Genomic DNA, 14,104 nt, shown 5'->3' with positions numbered 1-14,104 from the left:
CGCCGAGTACCGCGGTACAGGCAGCGGCTATACCGGCAAAGCGCCAGTGCTTCATGCTTCCTGCTTAATTCTATTTGGCCACAACAGGTTTCATCCTAGCAGCGGCGCCGCGTGCAGGCCGACTGCCACTGCACGGCCGACCGAAATCGCGGGTCGTTCGAGGGGCAATTTCCGACGCCTGAGGCGGCGCCTGCGGTCGCATGACCGATCGGGTATCCGCCGCATGGCGGCATTCATCAACTCAATTCATCAGATCCGAGTAGCGCCGACACCGCGCTGGGCCGGAATCGATCGGCGCCGCACTTCGGCGCAGCGAACGGAGGAGGGGCTACACGTGACCCATCATCTACTCGAAGACCACGACACCAAGATCGTCGTTTGGGACATCAACGGCAGGGTGTGGCACTTGGCCGGCACTAATGCGGGACGTGAGGGGGTCCGGCTGTCGAAGCAGACCGGATTCATGTTCGCACCAGTGCAATTGCTTGTTTCGGAGGGTGCGCGCCAGGATGGCGCGACCTTCCACCGGTCGGTCCGTTCGAAGAAGGAATGGGACTTCCTGGTGGTGATTTCGGGGGCCTCGAACAAGACTGCGGTGAACCCGGTGCGCGACTTCCTCGCCGTGCACGATGCCTGGTTCCGTGGCTGGTCCACCGACAAGCCGGTGACTGTCGGGTATTTCACCAAGCACCAGGGTTGGCGGTTCCAGCAGGCACAGCTCGACGGCGCGCCCGAGCCGGTCGGTGACGTCGACCCGGCGCGTAACGCGTTCGCGGCGTACAAGATTTCGGCGACCGCTATGGATCCGCTGGAACGCCATTTCGAGGAGACCGCGGTGTGGACCAACACCGCGGGCCTCAATCAAGGCACAGTGCGAGTCCGCAACGCTGCTGACCAACCCGGCTGGGTGCGTTACACGATGAACGGCCCGGGCCGCTGGTCGATCCTGGACCCGGCGGGCGGTGATCTCTTGCGAATGGTCGAGACGCCCACGTTGACAGCGTTCGAAACCTTGCGCATCGACACACATCCGCGACATCGCACCGCCCGCGTTTACGTGGAGGGGCAAACCAAGGTCAGAAATGTGTGGGGTCAGCTGGCCGGCCGCCGGTGGCTCGCATCGATGGCACCGTGGAGTGCCACCGACCTGACGGTGCGGATCGACGGCGGCACCACGCAGTCGACGGTGATCGCCGCGATCACGCCGCGCTCCTCGAGGCCGTTCTGATGACGGCCGCATGGGACCCGCACTCCGAAGCACTGCGGATGGACAAGATCGATCGGGCCGAGCAGCAGGAAGTCAACAATCCTGAAGTGCTCGTCCGGTATTGGGACAAGTTTTTGCAGGAGGTGGGCGAGGAGCACAGCTATCTCTCCCTGGAGTTCACCTACCCCCGCAACAGCGCGGGAGGCCTGAAGATGACCTGCCCGCGGGACATGGTCCACTTCGATCATCTCTTCAACAACGACGACGGTGAAGACGCCACCATTCCGATCACCGTGAATACACCCGGTTTCCGGTGGGACGGCTACATCACCAAGGCCTCGATCATGCGCGATGAGCACGGTGTCGAAACGGTCGACATCGAGGCCATCCACTGCTGGAATCACATTGCCACGATCTGTTGCTGGGCAAGCCCTTTCGCGCCGATCCTGGCGCAGTTCCCGCGCCATATGATTCTGTTCGGCCCGGTCCGTTCGATGATCACCACGTACCTGACGACGAATCTCATGCGGTTGCAAGCGCCGGGCTGGGTTCCGAAAGAGCATGCAGGCAAGCCGGAATGGGGCGGCATCGGCAACTCGTTGTTCCCGATAGCGGTCGTTCCGGTCAACCCGATGACCGACACCAGTCGATGGAGCGCGGCATCGGCGCGATTCGACATGGCGGACAAGCTGTTCGCGCCGATGCTCGAGGATTCCGGCGTCATGCTCACGGCCCGGTTCTATCTCCCCGGTGAGGATGAGCAACCTGCGCCGGAGTGGTTCTACTTGGACAAGCCGACCGTGGTGTTGGACACGGTCGACAAATCCGGCGTCACCGGCAATTCCGGAACGCTGCTCGCGGGGATCCAGACGTGGCTGGAGGAGTTTGCCGACGACGGCACCACTCCGGTTCGCTACCCGAACTTCAACTCCACCACCGAGTACGAGGCGGTGTACGGCGAGGCCGGAAAGTACGGCACCTTCAAGAATTTCCCTTGGGTCTGGTACTTCGAGGGCGAGTACTCCGGCATCGGCAAGTCCGAGATCGCTTTGCACAAGCCGACCGCCACCGACATCATCATCGGCGGCCGGTCACCCGGCTGGGTGAACGCGGGCATCGAGCTCGCGATCAAAGGCCTGCTGTCGCTCATCGGGTTGGATTGGCTGTATCGCGGTCAGCTCGACGATGTCTTCCTGGCCTGGATGGTGTACCGGGACATGGGCCGGGTGAACCGGGCGGGGCCGTACGCGTTCCGCGAGCTCTACATCACCGGCAGCGACAAGGCGTTCACCCTCGACGGTCTCGTCGCCGCGCGCCAGGGCTTGCACCTCACCCGTGGCTATACCAGCAAGCGGGTGACGGTCGAAGACAACGCACCCTACATCCTCGGTAAGGACTACGGCCTGGGCGACCAGATCGGATTCGTGCTCGACCAGCATATTTTCACCGATTACGTGACGGAACTGACCTTCACCGACGACCGCGAGTCGTCGGCGAAATGGCACATCGTCGTCGGTGACGGGTCCGACGAAGAGGACTCGGTCGTCAAGGCCTGGCAGCGCCTGGGCCGGGTGGCGAGCGCGATCAAGGATCTGGCCACCGACGTCGGCGCCGATCTCGACCTGCTCATCTTCTGACCTCCGTGTGGAGAGGAGAAACCATGGCGGACATCAGTTTTCCCGCCCGCATAACGGTGGATCGACAGCAGGACCTCGATGGCCTGCCGATCCTTAACGCGAACGTCACTGTGTCGGAGGAGGCCGCCAAGCTCGCCCTGCCCGCAGGACCGGTAGGAACGCCGGGCAGAAAGGGTAGGCCGCGGACCACGTTCCAGAAGATGGGCGAAATCCCTGACGCGGAAGCACGTCCGGTCGGCCTGGGCCCGGATGACCGCGGAAAGTGGTGGCATCGCCTTGACGACGACGGCATGGATACCTGGACCGGAACCACTTGGCGGCATTCGCCGAATGCTGTTGGTGGGCAAGGCGAGGTGGCAACCGCCAATATGATCACCGATGTCGAGACGGTGCACAAACCCGAACTGGTGAACGCGGCCGTCGAATTCGTCGGCACCGGCGCCGAGCAGCAACTGAAAGTCACTGTACCGGCTGGTTTACCGGGCGCACGGGGATCCGCGGGAGCGTCGGGCGAGATTTCCGGTTCGCCGGACTTCGACCAGACGACCGCGCCGATGCACGGCGGAGTGTTCGCGTTCAACCGCGCGAGCCAGAAGTTCCGCCCGCTCCCGGCGCCCATGGGAGTCGGCCCCTGGTCCTGGTACCAGGAGGATTTCGCCGCCGATCAGCAGATCGCCGCCGCTCAGCTGATCGCAGGCACGTTCACTGTTCCGGCCCAGCCGTTTGCCTGGCGTCCGATCGTCTACGGGCACATTTCCAGCTTCTCCGAAAACAACAACTCGCAAAGCGCAAAGCCGACGGTGCGGCTGCACCATGCGCAGGGCGCCAGTGTTGCCATCGGACCCGGCTCGTCAGGTACCTACTTCTTCACCTCGCTCTTGCCTGCCTATCGCGACGGACAGGTGACCAAGACCTTGTCGCCCAGCTCGACGTTCGCGACGGTGCCAGCCGGTCAGGCAGCGAATCTCGTCGTGACCATCGACCGCAGCGGCGACGGCAACCTGACCATCGGATACAAACGTGCACGCGCCTCGCTGGTCGTGTACGCCCAGCCCATCTGAATGAGGTGACATGTCCACCGTTGGTGAATACTTCCAATCCACCGTCATCCGCGGCATCGATGAGGGAGTCGGCGGGCCCGGACTCGTCCAGTCCTTGCACGGCACCCCACGTGACGGTTCGCTCGAGCTGACGACCGGGACGCCGGGCGATCGTGGTCCAGCAGGCGAGCCTGCCCGAGAATTTCGCTGGGAAGGCGATATCGACGGTCAGACCGCGCTCGACGCGATCGCCACCAAACTCGGCCCCGCACAGGCCGGTAAGGCGTGGCGAGTGCTGCCTTCCGGCAACGCGCCGGACACCTTGGTGTACTGGAACGGCACCGGTTTCGACACTTTCGTCGACGCGTTCGGTGCCGCGGGACCGGATGGTCAACCGTGCACGGTGACTATCGGCATGGTCGAGACCGGGCCGATCGGGTCGAAATTGCAGGCGACGATCACCGGGACGCCGCCGAGCCTGACACTCGATCTCACGGTTCCGCGAGGTGTGCAAGGCCGCAAGGGCGACCCTGGCCCGCCCGGTCCGATCCGGCAGGCGCCGGACTACGCCGACGGGCCGCACGTCGAACGGACCGTGCCGATGTGGGACACGACTATCGGCAAGTGGGTACCACGACCGTATCCGGGGCTCCGTGGCCCGTGGTCGATCGTCGAGAATTTGGCGTGGGATAGCGGTGCGGGCTTCTCCGCATCGCAGAGCAACATCGGCACGACTCCGAATACTGTTGCGGTTCTGAATATTCCGGCCCAAGACACAGACTGGCGTCCGTACATTACCGGCGGTGTCATGGTGGCGAGTGGGGATCAGCTCGAAACGCGTATCGATGCCGAAGTACGGCTCGGCTCGGCTGCGGGCCAGATCGTCGCACTCGGCTCCGGCTGGCCGTCGGGAGTCCTCGGGCACAACCGTTTCCAGCCGTACTACGGCGCTCGGATGACGCCGGAAAGCACGGTGGGGGTGGTACTCGCCGGCCAACCAGCGGCGTTGTATGTCGTCCTGCGACGCAATAGCGGCAACGCGAACTACAGCTACGCCCAGGCGGGCGCGCAAATCGTGTGCTGGGCCCGTCCTGTCGGCAAGACGCAGTGATCAGCGCTGCGAGTATGGAGTCAGAACAGTGACAAACGACCCTATCGTCTACGCGGACGATGTCATGATCACCATGCGCGGCGTCAGTGACTCGATCGGTTTGCCCAACACGGTGAATCCGCTCGAGCTCGTCGACCGGGAGGCGCTGATCGAATTGCGGGAGGGTCCGGTCGGTCCGGTCGGTCCGGACGGTGCGCCCGCGTGGCCGTGGGAATGGCAGGGAGATATCGCCGATACCGCTGCGCTGCGCGCACTTCAACTCACTACCGCAGATGCGCGCAAGGCGTGGCGGGTGCTCTCGGAGAATGCCGTCTACTTTTGGACCGGACTCGAATTCATCGCCTTCGCCAATGCGTTCGGTAGGTCAGGTCGGCCGGGAAAGCCGAACCGGTTGACGGGATCCGGTGTGGCGGGTGCGGCGGGAAGCAGCGCATCGGCCCAGATCAGCGGGCCCTCCCCGGGGCAGAAGGTGACGATCACCTTCCCTCGGGGCCAAACCGGTCCGGTCGGTGATCCCGGCGCGGCCGGTCGGATCCAGGACGCGGTGGACGTGCTGGTCGACCGGGACCATCCGCTCGCCCAGGATCATGTACTCGCCTGGAACGTCGCGGCAGGCAAATTCGTGCCCATCGCGCACCCCCGCCGCACCGGTCCGTGGGCGATCGCGCAAGCACAGTTCAACGGCGGGGCCAATCTGGTCGAGAACGAGAAGACTTTGGCCGCCATCACCATCCCCAGCCAGCCGGTGCCGTGGCGCCCGATGGTCGAAGGATGGGTCAACGCCGGCAACCGCGGGCCGCGCGGTCGCACCCAATGCGACATCGAGGTCCGCATCGGCGCGGACGGCGACGTGGTCGGTCGTGGGCACGGATTCTCCGATCCCAACTTCGGCGGTGTGATGATCTCGCCCGAGTTCCAGTACCCGCTGTCTGCGGGTTCACAGCTGGGTGTCGTCGCGGCGAACCAGACCATTACCCTGCACGTCATCATCAAGCGCATTCGAGGCAACGACCCGTACGAGGTCAAGACCGAAGACGCACATCTCATCGTCTACGCGCAGCCGGTCTGATCCTGCTGTGGCGCTGTAACCGACTCGCTCACCTGACTTTTCACCCGACCGGGATGCCAGCTCCGGTCGATCCGATCCCGCATGCCGTATCCGGCTGCTTGCTGTTCGAAAGGCATTGATCCATGGCCGAGCTGCCCCCGTTGAAGTACGGAAAAGTCGTCGGGCGATTTCTCGCCAACGTCATCGACGGCGCCGATGTCGAGGACCTGCCCGAATTTCTGCCCCTCAGCGGTACGGTCACCTTCAGTGCCGACGCGCCGAAGGTGCTCGTGGCGGGCGCGCAACCCCCTGCCACCTACGTCCAACTGCCCAAACACTATGAGTGCCAGCTGAATAAGTTCGGCTACCTCACCTGGCGCGGTAAGCCGGGTGTCCGGTTGGTCGCGCCGAACGCCGCGACGAACCCGTCGCAATGGACGTGGCGGGTGTCGTTCGATCTGTCCTACGACGGTGACCGCGTGCCGATGGATTCGTTCAGCTTCGTTGTGCCCGAATATGTTCCGGGCCCGGATCCGGCGAACCCGGATGCCGGGTCGATTGGCCTCGTCGACCTGACGCTCGCCGCGCCGGTACCCGCGTCACCGGGTAACGCGGTGGTCGCAGGCCCCCGGGGTGAGGGACTCAAGATCGACGGTCAGGTCGCCACCTACGCTCAGTTGCCGCCCACCCCGGCCGAGGGCGCCCAGTACGTGGTGAAGGCGGACGGTCTGCTCTATGTTTTCCACGCGGCGGCGGGTGGCTGGTTGCCGAATGGGCAGGGTGTCGTCATTCGCGGACCGGCAGGCGCCAGCGATTGGGCCGGAATCACCGGCAAGCCTGCTACTTTCGCGCCGACCATCGGCGCGACGGCGACGACCGCCGTGGCGGGCGACGATCCGCGGCTGACCAACCCGCGCACACCGACCGCGCATACGCATACCGCGAGCCAGATCGCCGACGCGAGCACGCTCGGCCGGTCGCTGCTCACCGTGGCCGACGCCGCGACGGCGCGTACCGCCATCGGCACCATCGCTGACACCGACACCCGCCTCACGAATACGCGCACACCCACCGCCGCGGGACAGGTCTATGACATCGCGTTCAAGTCGCACAACGGAACTCGGGCACTGGGCTCCGGTAATGTGATGCCGGAGGGCCTCCGGATCGAACGCAAGATCGCCCTCAGCTCGGTGACCTACCGTGGCGAGACCGCAGGCACCGGCAATCTGGTCGTGGAGATCCGGAAGAACAACCAACCCGTCGCCCCGAGTTCGTCGGCGACCATCACACCGGCCAATCAGACCGGAGACACGACGATCACGCCTGCCACGCCCTGGGTGTTCGACCCCAGCGATCGGCTCACCGTGCACGTCACTACGCTCGACCCGACCGCAGGTAAAGGGTTGCAGGCGAGTCTGAAAGGCATGACCGCGTGACCCTGCATATCGTCGCCGGTGGATCGATACCGAGCGTGGCGATGGGGATGAACAAGAACGGCAGTAGCCAGGCCGTTCCATCGGAGGTGACCACCGCGGTGACCGGCTGGGTGGCTCGTCCCGGCTATCCCGATACGGTGATCACCAACAATGCCTTGGTGCCGGGGGGCGCAGGCAGCGTGGTCGTTCGTGCCCAGGTCACGTTGACCGGCGGATGGCAGAGCACCGGTGGCCTGTGGGTCCAGCTCGTACGCAACGGTACCGAGATAGCGAGCGCGGAATACGCGGCAGGACAACTCGTCGGCGTGATCAATCCGTTGACGATCGCCGTCGCGGAGGGGGACCAACTCGCTGTGAACATGGTCAACTCCCATTTCCTGTACAACGCCACGGTGCAAGCAGGCGCGGGCACTTATCTTTCCTTCGAACCGGCACCCTGAGACCGCTTGGCGGGCGGCACGGGGCGACCTGTTTTTCTCGCTCCAGCGACGACGTTCCGCGGCAATCGGCACAGAATGGTGCCGCTGAGAAAGTGAATTGCTATGCCGTTTCACATTGTTGATGGGGTTGCGCCGATTACCGCGGTGCCGATGGGCATGAACCTCAACGTCAACCGGCTGGTCGTCAGCGAAGACGGCATACTCGCGCCGACGGATCTCGGCGGCTGGTCCGTGCGCGCCGGGTTCTCGAACACCGTGATCAGCGGCAACGTATGCGTTGCCAGTGGTGCGGGCAGCGCCGTCTTGCGCTGCCGGGTGCAATTGACCGCGAATTGGACAAACGCCAATCGAGTGCTGCGCGTCATCGTGCTGCAGAACAGCACCCAGGTCAAAAGCGCCGACTTCGTGGTGGGCACCAACTCGCTGGATCTCGGTGAGACCTCGATCAACGTGGCCTCCGGCGACCGGATCGGCGTGCGGATGGCCACCACCGACGAACTCGGCGTCACCGTGCAGTCGGGTTCGAATACCTACGTGTACTACGACGCCTGACTTTCAGTTTCCATAGAAGGGCAGGACAACCATGTCTTGGACCGGTGATCCGGTATGGCTTGCGGACGTGCTCCGCGCCGCGGGGCTGCGGGTGGTCGAATTTCCTGGCTGGCGCGAACGCGGTCACGGTGACTTCGGGCAAATCTGGGGCATCGTCGCCCATCACACCGGCGGCTCGACCACGCCACCAACCGAAATCGCTTACGGTTTCTCGTCGTTGGCGGGCCCCCTGTCGCAGTTACATCTCGCGCAGGACGGCACAGTCACCGTCGTAGCCGCCGGCGTCGCATGGCACGCCGGGGCCGGCTCATGGCCAGGCCTGCCCGAGGACAACGCGAACTATCACACGATCGGCATCGAGGCCGCCAACACCGGCACCGAGGGCTGGTCGGACGAACAATACGACGCCTACGTCGGTATCTGCGCGGCGATCCTACGCAAGCTCGGCCACGGAGCCGACCGGGTGATCGGCCACAAGGAATGGGCCGGACCCAAACAGGGCAAGTGGGATCCCGGCGCCATGGACATGAACCTCTTCCGCGCCGACGTCGCGGAACGTATGAAAGGCAGTGCACTGATGGCACTTTCGGATATGGAGCAGCGTGAGCTGCTCGACAAACTGCGCCGGGTGCACTTCGAGTTGACCTATGGCTTCCAGTCACGGGTAGCCGACTCGGAATACCGCGACACCGTGGCGGGCTACGTGCTCAATTCCGATGCCGCCGACTACCGCAATGAGCAGCGGCTGAAGGCGCTCGAACTGAAGCTGGACCGGTTACTCGCAGCGGCAGAGGGGCGGATCTGATGTCCGCCAGAAGAATTCCGGAGCCCGCACTGATCCGGTCGGTGCTCGTCGCGGTCACCGGCGTGGTCGCGTTCGTCCTCGGCCGCGAGCTGGACACAGCGTGGATCGAGGCGGTGCTCGCGGGGTACGGACTGCTCACCCCGGTGTTGGCCGGCCTACTCATTCGGCCGGTGGTGACACCGGTCGACCGGCGGGAAGGCAGGCCATGAATGGCCGAGCATTGGCTGAATCCCGAACTCGTGCAGGCCTTCGGGATCGCGATCGCCACGGTGATCGGCGCGATCACCGCCTGGCAGGCGCGTGCGGTCGGCAAGCTCCGCACTCGTGTCGAGGTGCTGGAAACCCAAGCGGCAGACGATAAGAAGCGCTTCCGTGAGGCGATCCGCCTCATCCGCGCACTGCAGCAGCACATCGACGAGTTGCGGGGCTTCCTCCGCCTGCACGTACCCGGCCAAGAGCCACCGAAGGCCCGCTACAAGATCCCTTCCTCGCTCCAAGAGGAAATCTGAATCAGGGCGGCCCCGCATCGCGGGACGTCACCACGCCGACAAGAATGCGTATCACCAATGGCTATCAAGACCTTTGTACTGACTCAAAGTAGTTGGGGCGGAGAATATTTCATCGCAGGCTTCCGCGGTATCGATGAGATCCGGCAGTCGGACCACGCCCCGGATGTCGAGTTGTACGTTCAGTACGACGAGACACAACTGAACCAGATCTCCCGGGTCCAGCTCTTCACGACCGGCCACCTCGTCGCCGATCGGCCGGACAACGGCAGGGTGCTCGGCAAGGTTCGCGCGCAGGGTGATTGGGCTTACCTGTATTACCAGGCATCCCCCGCGTCGACCGGTTATGTCGAGAAGGCCCTGGTCGTCACCGGAAGCGTCTGGACGCTCGACGTCTACGTCCCCGGCTTCGTCGGCGTCGATGAAATGCGACAGGTGGATGAATGGGGCGGCGTCGAACTGCATATCAGGCAGGACCTGCAACGCCTCGCCGAAGTCGACCACATCAAACTGAACGGCTACACCCAGGATCCGCCGACCATCGACCGAGTGGAGCTGGGCGTAGTCCGCTCCCCGTTCTGGGGTAACAGAAACGTCTACTACACCAAAGAACGCGTCGCCCCGCCGTCACCCACCACCTAGTCCGCGAAAGACCATGTAGCCGAGGCGATCTGGGCGGCCTGTCGCAGATCCGGTAACTCACCCCGGCTAACTGCTGATTACGGCTGACGAATAGCGGTAGGTGTGAGGCGGTCGGGTCGATCCGGGCCGCTTTGTCATATCCGGCACGAGGGTGCGGAGAAATCACTCGTTCGCACCTTCTCCACGTCGGAGATCGGTCCGCTCACTTGATAGTACAAATCGAGGAGTAGCAAAAATGGCAAGAATTCCATTTGATTCGTTGTGGCGACCGAGCGGTGTCGCGGTCGATTCGAAGCGCAATATCTATGTTACGGACAACGGGCACAGCAGGGTGCTCGAGATGACCCCGGAAGGGCGGCAGCGCACCCTCGCGATCACGTGGGCGCGCAGCCCGAGTGCGGTGGCGGTCGATGTGGCCGGCAATGTTTACGTCGCTGACAGTGCGCGCGGATCCGAGAAGATTGTCCGCCTCGGCACCGATGGGGTGCAGAGCATCATTCGAATCGCCGAACTCAGGAACCCGACTGACCTGCGTTTCGATGCGGCCGGGAACCTGTATGTGGTGGACAGCTGGGCCGAGCGAATCGTTCGCATCGCACCGAACGGGACGGAAGAAACCATCCCGCCGGGCGATCTCGATCATCCCTTCGCCGTCCATGTGGACCAGGCCGGCACGATCACCGTCTCGAATCGCGCGGAGTCGGTTGGGATCATTCGGCTCGACGCCAATGGCAGCCGAACCACCTTGCCGTTCACCGGACTCGACCAACCCACGGGTCTCGACATCGATGCGGCGGGCAATGTCTATGTTGCCCAGTCCGGGCAGTCGGGTACCTACGGTGCACGCATCCTGAAACTCACTCCCAGCGGCGAACAATCGGTCGTGCCGTTTGCGCGCGACGCGCTGTATCGGCCGATGGGCATCGTCGTTCGAGATGGGTTCATCACGGTGGCCGACCAACTCGGCTTCGTGGAACAACTGGCACTTTGACCGTAGTGCGCCGCGACAGCGCTCGCCGGCCGAGCCTGCACTGATTCAAAGGAACACCTGGTGTACACGTTCTTCTTTTCTCCGATGCAACTCTGTGTCGTAAAATCCATCATTGGCGAATTCCCGCGTGCCACCGCGCTCGGCATTGTCTTCGAAGACGACAAGCCGATGAGCAATCCCGACTACAGCACACTCGTCGCGTACGAGGCCTTCACCGAGTTGGTCGGTGGCGACAACATCGCATCTATTCGGGCGCGGCTCGTGGCCGACTTCGTCGAATGGTTCGAGCGCAGTGGTCATACCGGCCCTTACCGTGAAGTCTGGTTGGGCGACCCGGTGAAATCGGAGTAAGGTCAGGGCACGCCTGCTCTGCAATTCGCCCTGCTACCCTGCACGTCGTGGAGATGACTCCCTGAGGGTGTGCGGTCGGCGGCGCCGTTCGGGGCCGGGGGCGCTGCACACCTGAGGGCATAGCAGTACCGACAAAGTGATCTTTGGTAGCCGACTCATATGAATCGCAAACAGTTGGACCCCTGGCACCGCCGTCGGTGGGACGCCGGGCACTATTCGGTGGATCTTCCCCTGGCGTTACGTTAATTCCGCATGCAATGAATCACAGCATAGCCGCTTGCTTGCTGGATTAAGCAAATGTGGTCAGTTGATGAATGATCAATTATTTCTGAGTGCGCTAGAGGTTTGCTACAAGTTGGTAGGCCATCGGTGCGATGTGATGCCGAACGGCTATTTCGCCACGAATAGCCCGGTGTCGACTGTTGTTCGAGCATGCCCCGAAACTGGATGCCAGTAGAAATATGGGCGCGAACTGGCAATATATCAGCTTACAGTTTGCAAGTTGTGCACCCAGCGATGTGCAACCCGCCCGCAATCATTGGCCGAAATCCGCGATCACTGAACAGTCGCTGACCTCCGAATTACCGTGATAGAACTGGCTGCGGTCGATGCCAAAGGGTTTCGACCTGGATATTCGGTAAAGGAAGCAACTGAATGAAGAAAACGCGTGTATTCGGGATCGTGCTGGCGGCGGCCGCCGGCGTCCTCATCGCCGGGTCGGGTATGGCGACCGCCGACGCGGCGCCGGGGCTGAAGCTGGAGCCGGGCACCGTGGAGCCGGTGGTCGCCCCCGGTGAGCCGGACCCGACCGGGACGGGCTCGAGCAAGGCCATCGCCGATATCGTCAAGGCGCTGTCCAGCGGCTCGGGCAACAAGCCCGCCCCGTAATTCACCGACGAGGTACCGCCCCGCGATGCTGGGCGGGGACGGCGGGGCGTCCTGAATGTCACGAAGCGGCCCGGAGCGATCCGGGCCGCTTTGTCGTGTCCGCAGCCAGGGATCCAACAAGATAGCTGTGTGGTCACTGTGTCGAGGTAATAGTCCGGCAGCGCCGCACTCGAATCAGAATCTCCGCAGCTCAAAACGCTGTGCGCACCAACACAACCACCCCAACGGCACGCCGGCAATACACTTGATCAGTTAGCTGGTGAGATTCAACGGGGAGTCTCGCGCTCGGCGTATATGCGATGGAACCGATCCTTCTGCGCTTGGTGGTAGCTGTGGCCAATGGTCGCGTGATGCTCGAGGCTTGGTGGCACGATCCGGCCGATTACAACTGGCTGGCGCGCGCCCTGGACTCCCACGCGGCGGTGCGCTGGACGAAGGTGGTCGTCGGCATGGGTGGCGCGGTGCTGGCCGGCATCGCCATCCTGGTGCTGTCGTCCGAGACGGGTCCGCCCAGCAGGTTCGGCCAGGCGCTCGACTGGGTTGTTGTCGCGTTCGCGCTGTTCTGGGCCTTGCGCTGGTGGCTGCGGCCGTGGCCGAGCCGCACCGAATCCCTGGCCCTGTTCGCCGCCGCGGATGTCGCGATCACGCTGGCCTGCCTGCAGGAATCGAACCGGGTGTATGGCGCGCTCGGCCTGGTCCTGCTCGTGGTCACCGGTGGCTATCTGGCGGTGATGCACAACGCGAAAGTGCTGGCGGTACATGCGGCCTGGACGATGGTGTCGGTGGTGGCGCTGACCAGCCGGATGGTCGCGGTGGGTGGCGATCCGATGGTCGGCTTGGCGATCGCGCTGATCTCGGGGGTGGTGGGCGTCCTGCTGCTGCCCTCGATGCAGTTCTGCTACTGGGTGCTGCGCCAGGACGCGGTAACCGATCCGTTGACCGCGCTGTTGAACCGTCGCGGGCTCGAATTGCATCTGTCCACGTTGCCGGGTCGGCCGGCTCCGGCCTGCGCGATCGCTATCGACCTCGACCGGTTCAAGGACATCAACGACCGCTTCGGGCACGCCATGGGTGACGTGGTGCTGAGCCGGACGGCCAAACGATTGCGCCGCGCGGTGGGCTCCCGACTGCTGTTGGCGCGCACGGGTGGTGAGGAGTTCGTGATGTTCGGGCTCCTCGACACGCTGTCGGCGCGCTCGGTCGCGGAACTGGTTCGGCGGGCAGTCGCCGAACCGGAGGATGTGGCCGCAGCGGAGGGGCAGGACCCGGAATCGGTGGTCGTGACGGCGAGTGTCGGAGTGGCGGTTTTCGACGGCGTCGGTGCCGCGCCGACGCCCGCCTACCTACTCACGCGCGCCGACACCGCGATGTATCAAGCCAAACAGCTGGGCGGCGACATGGTCGTCGTCGATGATCTGGTCGGTTCCAGCGCAGCCTGACCACGAAAAAC

16 protein-coding genes and 1 pseudogene are annotated in these 14,104 nt (G+C 63.9%); all 17 read left to right on the top strand.

Annotation, left to right across the window (positions count from 1 at the left end; all coding sequences use genetic code 11):
- Positions 1-334: 334 nt before the first annotated feature.
- The 17 genes and pseudogenes from NN4_RS19865 (at position 335) to NN4_RS19790 (ending at position 14,093) form a co-directional block, all read left to right on the top strand.
- Positions 335-1,228: a phage tail protein gene (locus NN4_RS19865; protein ID WP_222595111.1), complete on the top strand. Its 894-nt coding sequence runs from the start codon at positions 335-337 to the stop codon at positions 1,226-1,228.
- Positions 1,228-2,844, top strand: a complete 1,617-nt coding sequence (locus tag NN4_RS19860; protein ID WP_246180968.1) for a Gp37-like protein — start codon at positions 1,228-1,230, stop codon at positions 2,842-2,844. Before NN4_RS19865 ends, NN4_RS19860 begins: the two co-directional genes overlap by 1 nt.
- A 23-nt stretch (positions 2,845-2,867) precedes the next feature.
- Positions 2,868-3,905, top strand: coding sequence for a hypothetical protein (locus tag NN4_RS19855; RefSeq protein ID WP_147133335.1), 1,038 nt, complete (start codon positions 2,868-2,870; stop codon positions 3,903-3,905).
- Between the two features lie 10 nt (positions 3,906-3,915).
- The gene (locus NN4_RS19850; protein WP_147133332.1) at positions 3,916-4,995 is read left to right on the top strand and encodes a hypothetical protein; all 1,080 of its coding nucleotides are present in this window, start codon (positions 3,916-3,918) and stop codon (positions 4,993-4,995) included.
- Between the two features lie 28 nt (positions 4,996-5,023).
- Complete coding sequence (locus NN4_RS19845; RefSeq protein WP_147133329.1) at positions 5,024-6,064, top strand: hypothetical protein; 1,041 nt, start codon at positions 5,024-5,026, stop codon at positions 6,062-6,064.
- A 122-nt stretch (positions 6,065-6,186) separates the two neighbouring features.
- On the top strand, positions 6,187-7,479 hold the full coding sequence (locus NN4_RS19840) for a hypothetical protein (protein WP_147133326.1): 1,293 nt from the start codon (positions 6,187-6,189) through the stop codon (positions 7,477-7,479).
- Positions 7,476-7,919, top strand: coding sequence for a hypothetical protein (locus tag NN4_RS19835; protein WP_147133323.1), 444 nt, complete (start codon positions 7,476-7,478; stop codon positions 7,917-7,919). Before NN4_RS19840 ends, NN4_RS19835 begins: the two co-directional genes overlap by 4 nt.
- A 102-nt stretch (positions 7,920-8,021) precedes the next feature.
- Complete coding sequence (locus tag NN4_RS19830) at positions 8,022-8,471, top strand: hypothetical protein (protein ID WP_147133320.1); 450 nt, start codon at positions 8,022-8,024, stop codon at positions 8,469-8,471.
- Between the two features lie 31 nt (positions 8,472-8,502).
- Positions 8,503-9,276: an N-acetylmuramoyl-L-alanine amidase gene (locus NN4_RS19825; protein ID WP_186818521.1), complete on the top strand. Its 774-nt coding sequence runs from the start codon at positions 8,503-8,505 to the stop codon at positions 9,274-9,276.
- Positions 9,276-9,485: a hypothetical protein gene (locus tag NN4_RS19820; protein WP_147133318.1), complete on the top strand. Its 210-nt coding sequence runs from the start codon at positions 9,276-9,278 to the stop codon at positions 9,483-9,485. Before NN4_RS19825 ends, NN4_RS19820 begins: the two co-directional genes overlap by 1 nt.
- A complete protein-coding gene (locus NN4_RS19815; protein WP_147133315.1) occupies positions 9,486-9,785 on the top strand; it encodes a hypothetical protein in 300 nt (99 codons plus the stop codon).
- Positions 9,786-9,842: 57 nt separating this feature from the next.
- The gene (locus tag NN4_RS19810; RefSeq protein WP_147133312.1) at positions 9,843-10,424 is read left to right on the top strand and encodes a hypothetical protein; all 582 of its coding nucleotides are present in this window, start codon (positions 9,843-9,845) and stop codon (positions 10,422-10,424) included.
- 235 nt (positions 10,425-10,659) lie between these two features.
- Positions 10,660-10,749: pseudogene (locus NN4_RS46940) on the top strand (SBBP repeat-containing protein); the annotation flags it as partial.
- A gap of 75 nt (positions 10,750-10,824) precedes the next feature.
- Positions 10,825-11,415: an NHL repeat-containing protein gene (locus tag NN4_RS19805; protein WP_246180967.1), complete on the top strand. Its 591-nt coding sequence runs from the start codon at positions 10,825-10,827 to the stop codon at positions 11,413-11,415.
- Positions 11,416-11,475: 60 nt separating this feature from the next.
- A complete protein-coding gene (locus NN4_RS19800) occupies positions 11,476-11,766 on the top strand; it encodes a hypothetical protein (RefSeq protein ID WP_147133306.1) in 291 nt (96 codons plus the stop codon).
- Positions 11,767-12,420: 654 nt separating this feature from the next.
- On the top strand, positions 12,421-12,654 hold the full coding sequence (locus NN4_RS19795; protein ID WP_147133302.1) for a hypothetical protein: 234 nt from the start codon (positions 12,421-12,423) through the stop codon (positions 12,652-12,654).
- A gap of 350 nt (positions 12,655-13,004) precedes the next feature.
- A complete protein-coding gene (locus NN4_RS19790; protein WP_186818520.1) occupies positions 13,005-14,093 on the top strand; it encodes a GGDEF domain-containing protein in 1,089 nt (362 codons plus the stop codon).
- The last annotated feature ends 11 nt before the right edge of the window (positions 14,094-14,104 follow it).

This window comes from Nocardia ninae NBRC 108245 (genome assembly GCF_007990755.1).
Classification (GTDB): Bacteria; Actinomycetota; Actinomycetes; order Mycobacteriales; family Mycobacteriaceae; genus Nocardia; species Nocardia ninae.
The sequence above is the reverse complement of the archived record's forward strand: the minus strand, read 5'-3'. Positions and strand labels throughout refer to the sequence as shown.